The sequence below is a fragment of the Kitasatospora sp. NPDC057940 genome (genome assembly GCF_042887425.1).
Lineage (GTDB): Bacteria > Actinomycetota > Actinomycetes > Streptomycetales > Streptomycetaceae > Kitasatospora.
Genome location: NZ_JBHVPH010000016.1, coordinates 25,817 through 39,342, shown reverse-complemented (window position 1 = coordinate 39,342; position 13,526 = coordinate 25,817). Strand labels below are relative to the sequence as shown.

Below are 13,526 nucleotides of genomic sequence, written 5' to 3'. Positions count from 1 at the left end.
GCCCCCACCGACCGATCCGTACCGACGACCCTTCCGACGGGAGCCACCGGCCCATGGCAACACTGGCGAAGCCGAACCTGCCCAGGTTCGACGTGGAGATCTTCCAGAACGAGTACCTTGCCGACGGCGCCCGCGAGGTCAACGCCATCGTCACGGTCACCGCGACCGGCGGCGGCACCTCCGGCGGCCGCCCGCTCGGCATCGCCGACGCGGGCGGCCCGCAGAGCGCCGACACCGCCGCGGCCGTGGTGATCCTGGTGGACTGCTCGGGCTCGATGGACTACCCCAAGACCAAGATCAACGGCGCCCGCGAGGCCACCGCCGCCGCCATCGACGCGCTGCGCGACGGCACCGCCTTCGCCGTGGTCGCCGGCACCCACGAGGCCCGCGACATCTACCCCGGCGACGGCACCCTCGCCACCGCCTCCGCCACCACCCGCGGCCACGCCAAGGAGTCCCTGCGCCGCCTCACCGCCGCCGGCGGCACCGCGATGGGCACCTGGCTGGCCAAGGCCGACAAGCTCTTCCTGACCCGCCGCGACATCGCCATCCGGCACGCCGTCCTGCTCACCGACGGCAACAACGAGCACGAGTCGGCGGTCGACCTGGAACGCGCCGTCGAGCGGGTCAGCGGACACTTCACCGCCGACTGCCGCGGTGTCGGCACCGACTGGCGGATCGACGAGCTGCGCAAGATCTCCTCGGCACTGCTCGGCACCGTCGACATCGTCGCCGAACCCTCCGGCCTGGCCGAGGACTTCCGCTCGATGATGGCCGGCGCCATGGGCAAGCAGGTCGCCGACGTCGCGCTGCGGATCTGGACCCCGGCCAACGCCGCGGTCAAGTTCGTCAAGCAGGTCGCCCCCGCGGTCGAGGACCTCACCGCCCGGCGCGCCGAGGCCGGCCCCCGGGCCGGCGACTACCCCACCGGCTCCTGGGGCGACGAGAGCCGCGACTACCACGTCTGCGTCGAGGTCCCGGCCGCCTCCATCGGCAACGAGATGCTCGCCGCCCGGATCAGCCTGGTGCTGCCCCCGCAGGTCGGCAGCGGCACCCCCGAGGTGCTCTCCCAGGGCCTGGTCAAGGCGGTGTGGACCGACGACCTGGCCTCCTCCACCCGGATCAGCCCGCAGGTCGCCCACTACACCGGGCAGGCCGAGCTGGCCTCCTCCATCCAGGAGGGCCTGGAGGCCCACCGGGCCGGGGACGTCGACACCGCCACCTCCAAACTGGGCGCCGCCGTCCGGATCGCGCACGCGACCGGCAACGAGGGCACCTACAAACTGCTGCAGAAGGTGGTGGACGTGGTGGACCCGAAGGAGGGTACGGTTCGGTTCCGTAAGAACGTGAGCGAGGCCGACTCGATGACCCTTGAGACCCGGTCGACCAAGACGGTGCGTGTGAAGAAGTGACCGCTGAAGACGTGACCGGGCCGACGACCCGGTGCGACGCCGCCCCAAGCCGGCTCGATGTGAGGGGGAACTGATGCCGATCTGCCCGAGGGGCCACGAGTCGCAGGCCGAGGACTGGTGCGACTTCTGTGGCTTCCCGATGACTCCGCCGGCCCCGACGCCGCCCGGAGCCCACCCGGGAGCCCACGGGGCCCACGGGACCCACCCGGGGGCGTACGGCTCCCACCCGGTGCCCGGGGGACCCGCCTCGCCCGAGGCTCCCGACTCGTTCGAGCAGTCCAAGCACCCGGACCGCCGCAGCACGCCCTACGGCGCGCCGCTGTCGCCTCCGCCGATGCCGCCGGGGAGCGTCCCGCCGCAGCCCGGCGCGATGCCGCCGCCACCGGCCCAGGGCTACCCCAACCTGACCGAGGGCCTGACGGTCTGCCCGATCTGCCGCAGCCCGCAGACCGGACGGTTCTGCGAGGAGTGCGGGTACGACTACGAGCTCTCCACCCCCTCGCGCCGCCAGCCGCCGCTGAACATCCCGGCGTCGTACGGCGGCGCGCTGGCCGCCCAGCCGCCATACGGCCAGCCGCCGTACGGCCAACCGCCCCTCCCGCAGCAGCCCCAGCCGCAGCACACCCAGCACCCGCAGCACCCGCAGCAGGCCGCCGCGCCCGCGCACACCTACGGCTACCCTCCCTCCCTGCCCGCCAACGGGCAGGAGGGGCCCGCGCCGGAGGCCGCGTTCCCCGAGTCCCCCGTCCGCGAGGACTCCGGCCCGGTGTACGCCGACCCGCCCGGCCCGAACAACCGCGGCGGCGACTTCGGCACCTCGTTCCACCTCGCCCCGCCGCATCAGCAGCAGCCGCCGCAGCAGCAACCCCAGCCGCAGCAGCCGCAGCCGGCGGCCGCCCCGGCGGAGCCGCTCCGGGCCAACTGGATCGCGGTGGTCTCGGCCGACCGCGAGTACTTCACCGAGATGATGGCCCGCAGCGGCCCCGAGGCGGCCGGCCTGTTCTTCCCGCCGTACTGCCCCGAGCGGCGCATCCCGCTGACCGGCCGCGGCCAGCTGCGGATCGGGCGGCGCAGCCAGCACCGCGGCACCGTGCCGGAGATCGACCTGTCGGTGCCGCCGGAGGACCCGGGCGCCTCGCACCAGCACGCGATGCTCGCCGAACAGGCGGACGGCAGCTGGGTCCTGGTGGACCAGGACTCGACCAACGGCACCACCGTGAACGGCGGCGCGGAGCCGATCGCCCCGCACACCGCCGTGCCGCTGAACGACGGCGACCGGATCCACATCGGAGCCTGGACGACGATCACGGTGCACCGCGCCTGAAAGACCGTCGGCGACAACTCCGGCCGGGCCGGGCGGAATTCAACTTCCGTCCGGCCCGATTTGTTCCCGATTCCTCAAACGATCCACAAATTCGTCGGCCCCGGCGTACACAGGGACCTCCGCAAGCCCTAGGCTCAGGCCACATGACTGCAGCTATATCCGCCGACGGCATCCGTCAGCGGTACGGGGACGTGCAGGCCGTCGACGGGGTGTCCCTCACCGTCGAGGCCGGCGAATTTTACGGAATCCTGGGCCCCAACGGCGCCGGGAAGACCACCACGATGGAGATCCTGGAAGGCGTCCGCAAGCCGGACGAGGGCCGGGTCGAACTGCTGGGGCTGGCGCCCTGGCCGCGCAATCCGAAACTGCTGCCGCGCATCGGCGTGCAGTTCCAGGCCTCCGCCTTCTTCCGGAAACTGACGGCCCGGGAGACCATCCGCACCTTCGCGTCGTTCTACGGGGTCGGCCCCAAGCGGGCCGACGCGATGCTGGAGCGGGTCGGCCTGACCGACAAGGCCGACGTCATGACCGACCAGATGTCGGGCGGCCAGGCGCAGCGCCTGTCGATCGCCTGCGCGCTGGCCCACGACCCGGAGATCGTCTTCCTGGACGAGCCCACCACCGGCCTCGACCCGCAGGCCCGGCGCAACCTCTGGGACCTCCTGCGGGACATCAACGGCGAGGGCCGCACGGTCGTCCTGACCACCCACTACCTGGACGAGGCCGAGGTGCTCTGCGACCGGGTCTCGATCATGGACCACGGGAAGATCCTGCACACCGGCGCCCCGGCGACGCTGATCCGCGAGATCGACGACACCGTCCGGATCAGCGTCGCGTCCGGCCAGCTGTCCGTCGAGCGCGCCCGTGACCTGCTCACCGCGGCCGGCGCCGACATCGCCGCCCTGGAGGACGACAGCGTCTCGCTCTCCGTCTCCACCCGCCTCCCGGCCCCGGTCCTGAGCGTCCTGGCCGAGCAGAACGCGCTGCGCGGCCTCGAAGTGCGCGGCGCCACCCTGGAGGACGTCTTCCTCCAGCTGACCGGACGGGAGTACCGCGCATGACCGCCAGCACGTCCACCGAGCCGAAGACCCCCGCCCGGCGCGACGGGTCGGGCGGCGGCGCGAGCGCCGAGCGGGAGCGGGTCAGCGCGTTCTGGAGCCTGTCCCGCGCGATGCTGCTCGGCATGAAGCGCGACCGCACCGCGACCTTCTTCATCCTGCTCTTCCCGCTGGTGTTCCTGGTGTTCTTCGGCACCGTGGGCAAGGGCTCCGGCAGCCCGCACGCCAAGGTGGCGCAGGTCGGCGCGGTGAAGCTGTTCGACTCGATCCAGGGCGAGGGCCGGGTCGACCTGGACAAGGTCCTCACCATCACCAGGACCGACGACGCGGCCGCCACGCTGGAGAAGGTCCGCAAGGGCGACTTCGACGCGATGATCGAGCAGGGCCCGGACGGCAAGGTCGAGCTGCGCTTCAGCGCCGCCGACACCGTCCGCGCCGGCGCGCTGCAGGGCATCGTCAACTCGGTGGTCCAGAGCGCCAACCAGGCCGCCACCGGCCAGAAGCCGGCCTACGTGCTGGAGGCCCAGCAGGTCGAGGACCAGTCGCTCAAGCCGATCCAGTTCCTCACCCCCGGCCTGCTCGGCTGGGCCGTCGCCACCGGCGCGGTGTTCGGTGCCGCGCTGACCCTGGTCGGGTGGCGCAAGAGCAAGGTGCTGCGCCGGCTGCGGCTGGCCCCGGTGAGCGCGGGCACGGTCATCAGCTCCAGGATCCTGGTCTCGCTGCTGACCTCGCTCCTCCAGACCGCCGTCTTCCTGACGGTCGCCACCAACTTCTTCGGGCTCAAGCTCACCGGCAACTGGTGGCTGGTCATCCCGCTGGTGGCCTGCGCGACGCTCGCCTTCATGTCGATCGGCCTGCTGGCCGGTTCGGTCGCCAAGACCGAGGAGGCGGCCAACGGCATCTCGCAGATCATCGTGCTGCCGATGTCCTTCCTGTCCGGCGCGTTCATCCCGCTGGACAGCGCGCCCGGCTGGCTGGAGACCGTCTCCAAGGTCATGCCGCTGCGCTACCTGGTGACGGCCGCCCAGTCGGTGCTGACCCGCGGCGGCGGCGTCATGGACGCCCTGCCCACCATGGGCGGGCTGCTGCTCTTCGCGGCCGTGCTGACCGGCGTCGCCTGGAAGCTGTTCAAGTGGGAGGACGTGTGACCGCCGCCCCGGTCGCCTGAGCCCCGACACACGCCCCGCGGGGTCGTACGCCTTTGGTCCCGGTGTACGACCCCGTCGGCGTCTGCGACCATGGTCGGGTGAAAGAGATCCGGCGAGGAACGTTCAGCGAGGAGACCTTCTTCGACCAGGTCGGCGGCGAACCGACCTTCCGGCGACTGGTCCACCGGTTCTACCAGGGCATCGCCGAGGACGAGTTGCTCCGGCCGATGTACCCCGAGGAGGACCTCGGCCCGGCCGAGGAGCGGATGACCCTCTTCCTGATGCAGTACTGGGGCGGCCCGCGCACCTACAGCGAGCAGCGCGGCCACCCGCGGCTGCGGATGCGGCACGTGCCGTTCAAGGTCGACCGCGCCGCGCACGACGCCTGGCTCAGGAACATGCGGGTGGCCGTGGACGACCTGGCCCTGCCCGCCGAGGCCGAGCGGCAGCTCTGGGACTACCTCACCTACGCCGCCGCCTCGATGATCAACACCCCGGGCTGAGCCGCCGCGGCCGGGCCTGGCCCGGTTGGCTCCGGTTACCGGAGCGGGCTGAGCCCCAGCCCCGCGCCGGGCGCGGCCGCCGTCCGGACCGCCACCGAACCGGCCGGGGCGCTCAGCCGCAGCCAGCCGCCCGCCCGGTGCACGGTGAGCGGGGCCCCGGGCTTCAGGAAGCCGATCACGTACGCCGCGTGCACCGCCCGCAGCGGCAGCTCCGGCAGCACGGAGACCGGGCGGGACCAGATCTCGTCGGCCAGCGCGTCCAGCACCGCGCGGCCGCGGTGGTGCGCCGGGACGGCCTCGCTGCGCTCACGGAACTCCCGCACCCCGGCCATCAGTTCCGGGTACACCTCGGCCGCCGGCGGCGCCCCGACCGGCCGCCAGCCGGTGCGCGGCGGCAGCAGCCCGGCCCAGGCCGGCCCGGTCACCGGGGCGGGCAGCTCGACGGCACCCGTCCCGGCGTCCACGCCTTCCAGCAGCTGGCCCGCCGAGACCGTCAGGTCGGTCGGCTCGGCCGGACCGGTCAGCCGGGCGGTGCGGATCGCCAGCGCGCCCGAACCGCCCAGCGGCAGCCGGCCGAAGACCGCCAGCACGCCGTCGTCCCCGGCCGGGGCCACCGCCTGCAAGCGGACGGCCGCCGCCTTGTCGAAGCGCAGCAGGCGCAGCAGGAACGCGGAGAGGTCGGCGGCCTCCCCGGCGTCGGTGAGGGCGAGGCGGGCGGTGATGGTCAACGCGGGTCAGCTCGAATCGTCGGAGGTGGGTGCTCAGGCGGCGACTACGGCGGGCTCCTCGTCCATGAACCGGGACAGGAACTCCCGCTCCACGGGCGAGATCCGGCGCGGCCGGCCCTCCGCCAGGTCGTAGGGCACGACCACGGTGGAGGCCTGGACGTACACCGTCTCGGTGCCGTCCTCGGCGACGTCCTTGATCTCGTAGGACACGGTCAGCGAGGCGCCGCCGATGCGGGTCACCCTGGTCTCGACGGTGACCGGCTCCGGCCGGTGCACCAGCGGGCGCTTGTAGTCGATCTCGTGGCGGGCCACCACCGAGCCGCCCGCGAACTCCCCCGCCCCGGCCTCGGCGGCCTGGGTGAACATGAAGTCGATCCGGGCCTCCTCCAGGTAGCGCAGGAAGACCACGTTGTTGACGTGGCCGAACGCGTCCATGTCGGACCAGCGCAGCGGGCAGGCGTAGATGTGGCGGGCCACAGGTGTTCTCCTCGACGTCCGGTCGCCCGCCGCCGTGCGGTGGCGGCGGGCCGGCGGCCGGCAGGCCGCCCCGAGGGGCAGTCTGCCGGGCCGCCGTGACGGCTGGGTGTCAGCCGCGGGTCAGCTTCTTGTACGTGGCCCGGTGCGGGCGGGCCGCGTCGGCGCCGAGCCGCTCGATCTTGTTCTTCTCGTACGACTCGAAGTTGCCCTCGAACCAGAACCACTTGCTCTCGCCCTCGTAGGCGAGGATGTGGGTGGCCACCCGGTCCAGGAACCAGCGGTCGTGGGAGATGACCACGGCGCAGCCGGGGAACTCCAGCAGGGCGTTCTCCAGCGAGGAGAGCGTCTCGACGTCGAGGTCGTTGGTGGGCTCGTCGAGGAGCAGCAGGTTGCCGCCCTGCTTGAGGGTGAGCGCCAGGTTCAGGCGGTTGCGCTCACCGCCGGAGAGCACGCCGGCCGGCTTCTGCTGGTCCGGGCCCTTGAAGCCGAAGGCCGACACGTAGGCGCGGGACGGCATCTCGACCTGGCCGACGTTGATCCAGTCCAGACCGTCGGAGACGACCTCCCAGAGCGTCTTCTTCGGGTCGATGTTGGCGCGGCTCTGGTCGACGTAGCTGATCTTGACGGTCTCGCCGACCTTGACCACGCCGGAGTCGGGGGTCTCCATGTCCTGGAGCATCTTGAACAGCGTGGTCTTGCCGGCGCCGTTGGGGCCGATGATGCCGACGATGCCGTTGCGCGGCAGGGTGAAGCTGAGGTCGTCGATCAGGATCTTCTCGCCGAAGGCCTTGGAGAGGTTCTCCACCTCGATGACGATGCTGCCCAGACGCGGGCCCGGCGGGATCTGGATCTCCTCGAAGTCCAGCTTCCGCATCTTGTCCGCCTCGGCCGCCATCTCCTCGTAGCGGGCCAGACGGGCCTTGGACTTCGCCTGGCGGCCCTTGGCGTTGGAGCGGACCCACTCCAGCTCCTCGCGGAGCCGCTTGGCGCGCTTGGCGTCCTTCTGGCCCTCGACCTTGAGGCGGGACTGCTTGGACTCCAGGTAGGTGGAGTAGTTGCCCTCGTAGCCGATGGCGCGGCCGCGGTCGAGCTCCAGGATCCAGCCGGCCACGTTGTCCAGGAAGTACCGGTCGTGGGTGACGGCGACGACGGTGCCGGGGTACTTGGCCAGGTGCTGCTCCAGCCAGTTCACCGACTCGGCGTCCAGGTGGTTGGTGGGCTCGTCGAGCAGCAGCAGGTCGGGGGACTCCAGCAGCAGCTTGCAGAGCGCCACGCGGCGCTTCTCGCCACCGGAGAGCTTGGTGACCGGCCAGTCGCCGGGCGGGCAGCCCAGGGCGTCCATGGCCTGCTCCAGCTGGGCCTCCAGGTCCCACGCGTTGGCGTGGTCCAGGTCCTCCTGGAGCTTGCCCATCTCGTCCAGCAGGGCGTCCGAGTAGTCGGTCGCCATCAGCTCGGCGATCTCGTTGAAGCGGTTGAGCTTCCCCTTGATCTCCTTGACGCCGTCCTCGACGTTCTCCAGGACGGTCTTGGTCTCGTCGAGCGGCGGCTCCTGGAGCAGCATGCCGACGGTGAAACCGGGCGAGAGGAAGGCGTCGCCGTTGGAGGGGTGCTCCAGGCCGGCCATCATCTTCAGCACGGTGGACTTGCCCGCGCCGTTGGGGCCCACGACGCCGATCTTCGCCCCGGGGAGGAAGCTGAGCGTCACGTCGTCAAGGATGACCTTGTCTCCGTGCGCCTTGCGCACCTTGCGCATCGTGTAGATGTATTCCGCCACGTGAGATCGCTCCGGCGTCGTCGGGAGTATTCGGCTTGCAGCCTTCCATTGTGCCGCACCCGGCCGGGAGCCCCGACCGCCCGGTGTGCCCCACGGGGGTATCCGCAGCGCGGGGTTGAACGACGGAGGCCCGGCCCCCGCAGCGGGTGCAGGGGCCGGGCCGGGTGCCGTCAGGGCCTCAGGAGGTCAGCGCCTCCGGGCCTGCGGGGCGGTTCAGGCGGCGGTGCGACCGTGGCGGCCACGGCGACGCAGGACGAAGACCGCGGCGCCACCGGCCAGGACCAGGCCACCGGCGACGGCGGCGAGGATCGGGGTCGAGTCACTGGCACCGGTCTGGGCCAGGCCACCGGTGCCCGGGGCGGAGCTGGTCGCGGCCGGGCTCGGGTGCGCACCGGCGGCGGTGCTGGCACCGGCCGACGGGGTGCCGGCCTGGCTCGGGGTGCCGCTCGGGGTGCCGGTCGGCGCGGTGCTCGGGGCGGTGCTCGGGGTGCCGCTCGCGGCCGGGGTCGACGGGCCGGAGGTCGGCGGGGTCACACCGGTCTTGCAGTCCAGGACGCCCTTGAACTCCTTGGCGAAGCCGTTCGGGCCGGTGACGTTGATGTCGTAGGCGGCCTTCTCGGCGACCGGGACGAGCACGTTCTCGGTCTTGCCCGGCTGGACGGTCAGCTGCTTGCCCGGCTTGACCGTGACGGTGGCGGCCTCGTCACCGCCGTTGGTGACGGTGACGCGCACGCCGTTGTTCTCGCACTCGACCTGGGCGGTGCTGTCGACCAGCGCGCCCGCGCCCTGCTTCCAGGTGGCCTTGGCGCCGGCGGAGACGCTGAGCTTGCTGGAGCCGGCCAGGATCATGCTCTGGCTGTGCCGCTTCGGGTCGTAGCCCTCGCTGAGGAAGACCCGGCCGCTGGGCACGACGGTGTCGGCGGCGGCGGCGAGGGCGACCGAGCCGTCCGGGGTGCCGGCCGGCACGTCCAGGAACAGCTGGGTGTCCTTGATCGGACCGGTCAGGGTGGCGCCGACCGGCTTGCCGTCCTTGTCCACCACCTTGACCTTGTCGGCGGCGTCACCGGTGACGGTGAGCTTCACCTCGGCCGCGCTGGACTTGAGGGTGAAGGGGCCGAGCTTGTTGCCGGACTTCCCGGAGACGGAGTCCGGGTTGAGGGTCAACGAGGGGTTGGGCTCGGCGGCGATGCCCTTGTTGGCGTCGCTGAGCAGGTAGTCGCGCAGCTTCTTGGCCTTGGCGTTGCGCGGGGTGGCGTTCTTGTTGTCCGAGAACTTCCAGATCGCGGCCTGGGTGCCCGCGGCCGCGTCCTCGGCGGTCAGGCCGTCGACGCCGACGGTCTTGCCGAGCGCCGTCAGGTCCTTGACCTGCGGGTAGGAGTTCTCCAGGATCCAGCGGATCTTGGAGGCCGCCTCGACCTTGTTCTTGCCGCCGAGGGAGCTCGACTTCCAGTCCGACTCCTGGTACTTCGCGGCGCTGTCCAGGTAGACCGGGTTGTCGAAGTCGATGCAGTAGGTCTGGATCTCGCCGTTGGACGTCTTGAGGGTGAACAGACCGCCGTCGACGGTCCCCTTGCCCTCGACGTCGATCTTCTCGCCCAACATCGTGTTCTGGAGGACGGCCTTGACGCCCGCACCCGGGGTGTCCGCCGCAGCCGCCGCACCGGCCGCGAACAGGCCCCCGCCCAACACCAGGCTGGTCGTGAGCATGACAGTGGTTATGCGGGGGAGACTCCGCGCCTGCCTCTGGAACATCTGGGATCCCTCCGGGCCGGGCCGCACCGATGGACAGCCCGCCGACTTGCCGTGCCGCGCGCGCCCCCTGTGGCGCTGCTGCGGGTATGAACCAGACGAATCCTATTGAGCCCCGCAGGCCCCGAAACCCCCATGCGAAATCAGGACGATTCCGTATCTGGATCGTTATCAACCCCCTCAGTTTCGACACAAGCTGACGAGCAGCCAGAATCTCCTCGCGACTTTCCGTTATCCGGGCGAGATTGCGCGCGAGGGGGCAACAACAGTCTCGATCAACATATTTGTCGACAGTTAAGGTCATCGACCCGTCAGATCAGCGCAGCCTGCTCGCCACCTCCCCGATCCCCCTCGGCCACCCGGCCCCACTCCCCCACCTCCGCCTCCGACGCCCCACCCGGCACCGGCCGCACCGGCGGCGGGGGCTCCGGCGGGCGCGGCGCCGAGGCCGCCGCCGAGGCCTTCCGCGCCTCCAGCGCGTCGGCGATCCACCCCGGCACCACCGCTGCGCCGGCCTGCACCCCGGCCGGCCCGGCGGCGCCCGCCGGCTGCCCGCGCACCCCCGCCGCCCAACGGAACGCCGAGGTACCACGGGTGAGGTCGTGTCCGACCGATCGGGCGTCGATCTCGGCCCCGGTCCGCTTCACCTCGCCGTCGGCCCACTCCCGCAGCCGCAGCCGACCGCACACCAGCACCGGATCCCCCTTGGCGAGCGAACCGATCAGGTTGACCGCGAGCCCCCGCCAGGCCGTCACCGTCAGCCACTGCGTCTCGCCGTCCGCCCAGCACTCGCGCTGCCGGTCGTACCGGCGCTCGGTGCAGCCGAGCCGGAACCTGGCCATCGGCACCCCGCTGCCCGTTTCGCCGTACGTCACCTCCGTCGCGACAATGCCGACGATCGTCACCTGCATCTCGTTCACGACACACTCTCCGTTCTCGCCGATGCACCGTACGGAATCGACCGGTGCGCGTTGAGAGTGTGCTTCGTGGGAAATCCACGCCAGGGAGTTCCGAAATCCTGTGGACAACTCGACGCCTCGGAAAACCGACGTCACTCGCAGGGGTGAATTTCGGCCTTTCGGCACCCCTTCACGCCCATCTCATCGCGGCCATGACAACAAACCGGCTGCTCGTCGCCCCCAACCGACACGCCCCGGAACAGCGCCGGCCGACCGTCCGCGCACGTCATCCGACCGGAGGAAGCCGAATGCGGCCCCCCACCCGCACCGGTGACGACACATTCTCCGTGCCGAATCCATAACGGGTGGGGCGGCAGCCCCGTAACGACTGCACAACGTCCGGCTCGGAACACTCCCAGACCGCTGCACTCACGGCGTTCACCTGCGATTATCGGACCGCTCCACCGAACCGACACACCAACGGCGGTGTCGTCACACTCGGCCGAGGAACTGGGCACCCTTATCCTGTCCCCGACAGGCCGAGGGCCCACCGACCCCCACCCCCACCCTCACGGTACGGGGCCGGACACGCGCGCCCCCAGCGCTCGTCGCCCGACCCGGCCACGGTCACGCCCGCCCGGGCGCAGCCCGTCCCGCCCCCATAGCTCAGCGGATAGAGCACCCGCCTTCTAAGCGGTAGGTCGCAGGTTCGAATCCTGCTGGGGGCACCATCTCGGCATTCCCGCAGGCCGCCAGGCCGGCGGCCGCATTGCCCGGCCGTCACGGGCTCCCGGAAATCCCGCCCGCACGCCGCCCGATTGCCCGCACCCACCGCATCTAAGCCGTGACTATCCGTGTCATGGGCACTGCGATAACCGGCTGATCCGGATGACCGCCACTGCGGACCGGATGCGGAAGAAGACCCGAACAACCGAAATTCCGGGCGAATCACGCCCCGGGGACAATCCGCCCCGCCGACCCGGCCCGGAGCCGCCCGGTCCGGGAACCCGGCCGGGGCCCAACCGGCCGCTCGACCCGTGATCGCGAACCCGGCCGGCCGCTCAGCCGGCGGTGGCGAGTCTGCCGGCGGTGCGGGTCAGCCGGTGGCGGCGAGCCCGGCCAGGTAGGCGTCCAGCAGGGCGGTCTGCCGCTCGGGCGGGAACTCCGCCGGGGCGAACAGCACCTGCACCACCAGGCCGAGCACGAAGGCCTGCGCGCCGGTCGCGAGCGCGGCGGCATCGGCCCCGGCCGGGAGCTCCCCGAGCCGCTGGGCATCCGCGACGTGCACCGCGAGGGCCTCGCGCGAGCGGGCGTAACGACCCGCGTGCGCGGCCGCGAGCGCGGGGTCCGACAGGGCGACGTCCCAGGAGCCGACCCAGATCCGGTTGCCGGCCACCGCCGCCCCGTCCAGCGGCAGGACGTCGAGCAGCGCGGCCCGCAGTCGGGCCAGTCCGGGGGGTGGCGGCGGGGTGCCGTCGGCGGGGGCGGTGCGCCGGGGCCGGGAGCCGGAGCGCCGGTCGAGTTCGTCCAGCGCGTGGCTCAGCAGGGCCCGCTTGCTGGGGAAGTAGTGCGTCAACAGGCCGGTGGAGGCGCCCAGTTCGGTGGCCACGGCACGCAGGGTCAGCCCCTCGAAGCCGCGGGTGGAGAGCACCCGCCACACGCCCTCGGACACTTCCAGGCGGCGGGCGTCATGGTCTCCACGGGCCGGTGTCATGGGGATCATCGTACATACCAAACGTTTGTTATGTATGGTTCCCAGCGCACCGCGCATCCCGTGAACCGTGCACCACGCGCATCCCGTGCATCCCGTGCATCCCGTGAAAGGCCAGCCCATGTTTGCCGTACCGCTCGCCGAGAACGCCGAACTGCGCCCGCTGGAGCCGTGGCAGGCGGCCGAGTTCCTGGCCCACATCGACCGCGCCCGCGCCCACACCGACCCGTGGATCCCCTGGGCCACCCGCTCCACCGACCTCGACTCCGCCCGCGCCACCCTCCAGCGCTACGCCGACCAGCAGGCCGCCGACAGCGGCCGGATCTACGGCATCTGGCGGGACGGCACGCTGGTCGGCGGCGTGATGTTCGTGAGCTTCAACGCCCAGAGCGGCGTCTGCGAGATCGGCGCCTGGACCGAGCCCGCCGGCGAGGGCGGCGGGCTGATCACCGCCGCCGTCCGGGTGCTGCTCGACTACGCCCTCACCACCCGCGGCCTGCACCGCGCCGAGTGGTGGTGCTCCGCCGGCAACGCCCGCAGCCGGGCCGTCGCCGAGCGGGTCGGCATGACCCTGGACGGCACCCTGCGCGAGTGGTACCCGCACAACGGGGTCCGCCACGACAAGCAGATCTGGTCGATCCTGGCCCCGGAGTGGACGCCCGGGGCCTGACCGGACGCGGCGGGGCCCGGTGGACACCCCCGTGTCCCACCGGACCCCGCGCGGCCCCCGCCGCTCCCCGGGC

The 13,526-nt window shown here is 71.9% G+C and carries 12 protein-coding genes and 1 tRNA gene; 7 read left to right on the top strand and 6 right to left on the bottom strand.

The features are described 5' to 3' along the window. Window positions 1-53: 53 nt before the first annotated feature. From ACFVTF_RS23240 to ACFVTF_RS23220, 5 genes are all read left to right on the top strand, one after another. Entirely contained in the window at window positions 54-1,412 is a 1,359-nt protein-coding gene (locus ACFVTF_RS23240) for a VWA domain-containing protein (RefSeq protein ID WP_387816144.1), read from the top strand. Window positions 1,413-1,641: 229 nt separating this feature from the next. Further along, window positions 1,642-2,736, top strand: coding sequence for an FHA domain-containing protein (locus ACFVTF_RS23235; RefSeq protein ID WP_387816142.1), 1,095 nt, complete (start codon window positions 1,642-1,644; stop codon window positions 2,734-2,736). A gap of 143 nt (window positions 2,737-2,879) precedes the next feature. After that, window positions 2,880-3,797 carry an ABC transporter ATP-binding protein gene (locus ACFVTF_RS23230; RefSeq protein ID WP_387816140.1) on the top strand — a complete coding sequence of 306 codons (918 nt, stop codon included), beginning with the start codon at window positions 2,880-2,882 and terminating at the stop codon, window positions 3,795-3,797. Continuing rightward, window positions 3,794-4,942: an ABC transporter permease gene (locus ACFVTF_RS23225; protein WP_387816139.1), complete on the top strand. Its 1,149-nt coding sequence runs from the start codon at window positions 3,794-3,796 to the stop codon at window positions 4,940-4,942. The genes ACFVTF_RS23230 and ACFVTF_RS23225 overlap by 4 nt, the downstream gene beginning before the upstream one ends. Before the next feature lie 98 nt (window positions 4,943-5,040). Then, entirely contained in the window at window positions 5,041-5,445 is a 405-nt protein-coding gene (locus ACFVTF_RS23220) for a globin (RefSeq protein WP_387816137.1), read from the top strand. A gap of 35 nt (window positions 5,446-5,480) precedes the next feature. On the opposite strand, the gene ACFVTF_RS23215 is transcribed toward ACFVTF_RS23220, so the two are convergent. The 5 genes from ACFVTF_RS23215 to ACFVTF_RS23195 all read right to left on the bottom strand — a co-directional run bounded on the left by ACFVTF_RS23215 (window position 5,481) and on the right by ACFVTF_RS23195 (window position 11,084). Further along, window positions 5,481-6,173: a hypothetical protein gene (locus tag ACFVTF_RS23215; RefSeq protein ID WP_387816135.1), complete on the bottom strand. Its 693-nt coding sequence runs from the start codon at window positions 6,171-6,173 to the stop codon at window positions 5,481-5,483. 33 nt (window positions 6,174-6,206) lie between these two features. After that, a complete protein-coding gene (locus ACFVTF_RS23210; protein ID WP_063349408.1) occupies window positions 6,207-6,650 on the bottom strand; it encodes a thioesterase family protein in 444 nt (147 codons plus the stop codon). A gap of 109 nt (window positions 6,651-6,759) precedes the next feature. Beyond that, window positions 6,760-8,424, bottom strand: a complete 1,665-nt coding sequence (ettA, locus tag ACFVTF_RS23205) for an energy-dependent translational throttle protein EttA (RefSeq protein ID WP_079135893.1) — start codon at window positions 8,422-8,424, stop codon at window positions 6,760-6,762. Window positions 8,425-8,637: 213 nt separating this feature from the next. Further along, complete coding sequence (locus ACFVTF_RS23200) at window positions 8,638-10,131, bottom strand: Cys-Gln thioester bond-forming surface protein (RefSeq protein WP_387816133.1); 1,494 nt, start codon at window positions 10,129-10,131, stop codon at window positions 8,638-8,640. A gap of 353 nt (window positions 10,132-10,484) precedes the next feature. Continuing rightward, window positions 10,485-11,084 carry a single-stranded DNA-binding protein gene (locus tag ACFVTF_RS23195; protein ID WP_387816323.1) on the bottom strand — a complete coding sequence of 200 codons (600 nt, stop codon included), beginning with the start codon at window positions 11,082-11,084 and terminating at the stop codon, window positions 10,485-10,487. A 643-nt stretch (window positions 11,085-11,727) separates the two neighbouring features. Between ACFVTF_RS23195 and ACFVTF_RS23190 the strand changes: the two genes are divergently transcribed. Continuing rightward, a tRNA-Arg gene (locus ACFVTF_RS23190) sits at window positions 11,728-11,803 on the top strand. Window positions 11,804-12,168: 365 nt separating this feature from the next. Here ACFVTF_RS23190 and ACFVTF_RS23185 read toward each other — a convergent pair. Further along, on the bottom strand, window positions 12,169-12,786 hold the full coding sequence (locus ACFVTF_RS23185) for a TetR/AcrR family transcriptional regulator (RefSeq protein ID WP_387816131.1): 618 nt from the start codon (window positions 12,784-12,786) through the stop codon (window positions 12,169-12,171). Between the two features lie 118 nt (window positions 12,787-12,904). Here ACFVTF_RS23185 and ACFVTF_RS23180 point away from each other — a divergent pair, with 118 nt between their 5' ends. Beyond that, a complete protein-coding gene (locus ACFVTF_RS23180) occupies window positions 12,905-13,453 on the top strand; it encodes a GNAT family N-acetyltransferase (RefSeq protein ID WP_387816129.1) in 549 nt (182 codons plus the stop codon). The last annotated feature ends 73 nt before the right edge of the window (window positions 13,454-13,526 follow it).

Excerpts from the sequence above, each read along its gene's own strand:
- ACFVTF_RS23185 (WP_387816131.1), bottom strand. The coding sequence starts at position 12,786 with ATGACACCGGCCCGTGGAGACCATGACGCCCGCCGCCTGGAAGTGTCC.
- ACFVTF_RS23230 (WP_387816140.1), top strand. The coding sequence starts at position 2,880 with ATGACTGCAGCTATATCCGCCGACGGCATCCGTCAGCGGTACGGGGAC.
- ACFVTF_RS23200 (WP_387816133.1), bottom strand. The coding sequence starts at position 10,131 with ATGCTCACGACCAGCCTGGTGTTGGGCGGGGGCCTGTTCGCGGCCGGT.
- ACFVTF_RS23180 (WP_387816129.1), top strand. The coding sequence starts at position 12,905 with ATGTTTGCCGTACCGCTCGCCGAGAACGCCGAACTGCGCCCGCTGGAG.
- ACFVTF_RS23240 (WP_387816144.1), top strand. The coding sequence starts at position 54 with ATGGCAACACTGGCGAAGCCGAACCTGCCCAGGTTCGACGTGGAGATC.
- ACFVTF_RS23195 (WP_387816323.1), bottom strand. The coding sequence starts at position 11,084 with ATGCAGGTGACGATCGTCGGCATTGTCGCGACGGAGGTGACGTACGGC.
- ACFVTF_RS23225 (WP_387816139.1), top strand. The coding sequence starts at position 3,794 with ATGACCGCCAGCACGTCCACCGAGCCGAAGACCCCCGCCCGGCGCGAC.